A 1,436-nucleotide genomic window follows, 5' to 3' on the forward strand; every position below is an offset into this window, starting at 1 on the left:
GTGTCAACACCATCGCCGCCGTTCAGGGTATCGTTGCCAGCCGCCCCTTCCAAACGGTCGTTACCGCCGAAGCCCAGGATTTGGTCATTGCCCGCACCGGCGACAAGCACGTTGTCATTTTCATCCCCGATCAAAGACACATCACCAACCGGTGGCAGCAATTGAAAATTGCTTTCTGTCAAAGGTGTTCCACTTTGGGAATCGTGGAACACGTCCACTTGTGTGCCATCCGAAAAGGTGATGCGCGAGACATTACTAAAGGGTTTCGTAATGCTGTCCACAACCTCCGATACGGATGCAAACCCCGATCCCACCAACCGGATAACCTCTGATCCCAACTCGAAACCAGAGATCCGAACCACGCCACCATTTGCATGGACTTCATACGTGTCAGCCCCGCCCTGACCAAAAAGCGTATCTGAACCCTGGCCTCCGATAAGCGTATCGTTGCCATCCCCGCCCTGAAGCTGGTCGTCATCGGCACCGCCATCCAGAACGTCATTTCCCGCCTGACCAAAAAGCGTGTCTTCGCCGGCATTGCCCAGAAGGGTGTCTTCGCCCAGGTTGCCTTGAATTTGATCATTGCCCCCCAAACCGTCGATCAGATCGTTGATCAGCGTTCCGAAAATGGTGATGTCATTTCCGGCTGTTGCAATGGGCGGGGTGCTACCTTGCGCCGTAAATCCATGGATTTCATAGCCGATATCCGCCAAGAGTGCCAAGTCGATGTCACTGGGCAGTGTCCGGGTGCCGATGGTCGTTTCCGGATCCAGCAGGACTGTGTCGCCATTGTATCCGCTGATGACATGGCTCAGATCGATTTCCATGGGGACAGGTTCGCCACCATTGACGGCAATCGCGTTTGGTCCGTCAAAGCCGCCTGCGGCAATCATGTCAAACACCGGTGCCGTTCCGAAACCAAGGACGTGTCCAATTTCGTGCAATGCCACGGTGATAAAATCAAAAGTTCCAGCAACTGGGCCGCTGATGTTGAAATTCCAATTGAAACTGGGATCAAACGCCATGGTGCCAAGCCATGGTTCAAAATTTGTCACCGGACCCGTGTCGCGAAAATCGCCCGAGACGCGCGATGCGAAAATGTCTCCGCGGACCTGACCGCTTGTGAACCCACCGACACCCAGCGGCCCCCCCAAGTCACGACCGCTGACGAAGATGAGAACATCGTCGATCGGTTCGTTCATGGACAGCGTGACAAACTCACTGCCGTTTGCGGGGTTCCGGATAGTGATGGGAACCCCGGCAGGGATATCGTCAAATTCGTCCTGGATCAGGTTGGACCAGATGCGGCCTGCTTCTTCCAATGCAGCGCGCCGGGCAGGGGCGTCGAAAAACCCGACCTCATCGAAGCGATAGTCAAAAGCGATATTAAAGGTCACAGCAATTCCTTCCTATGGATCACCCCAGCAAATCGAACT

General features: G+C 54.8%; 1 pseudogene. It reads right to left on the reverse strand.

Annotated elements, in window-relative coordinates:
* Positions 1–1,397, reverse strand: a pseudogene (locus RA29_RS22185) (hypothetical protein); the annotation flags it as partial.
* Positions 1,398–1,436 lie beyond the last annotated feature (39 nt).

Source organism: Tateyamaria sp. ANG-S1 (assembly GCF_000814025.1).
Classification (GTDB): domain Bacteria; phylum Pseudomonadota; class Alphaproteobacteria; order Rhodobacterales; family Rhodobacteraceae; genus Tateyamaria.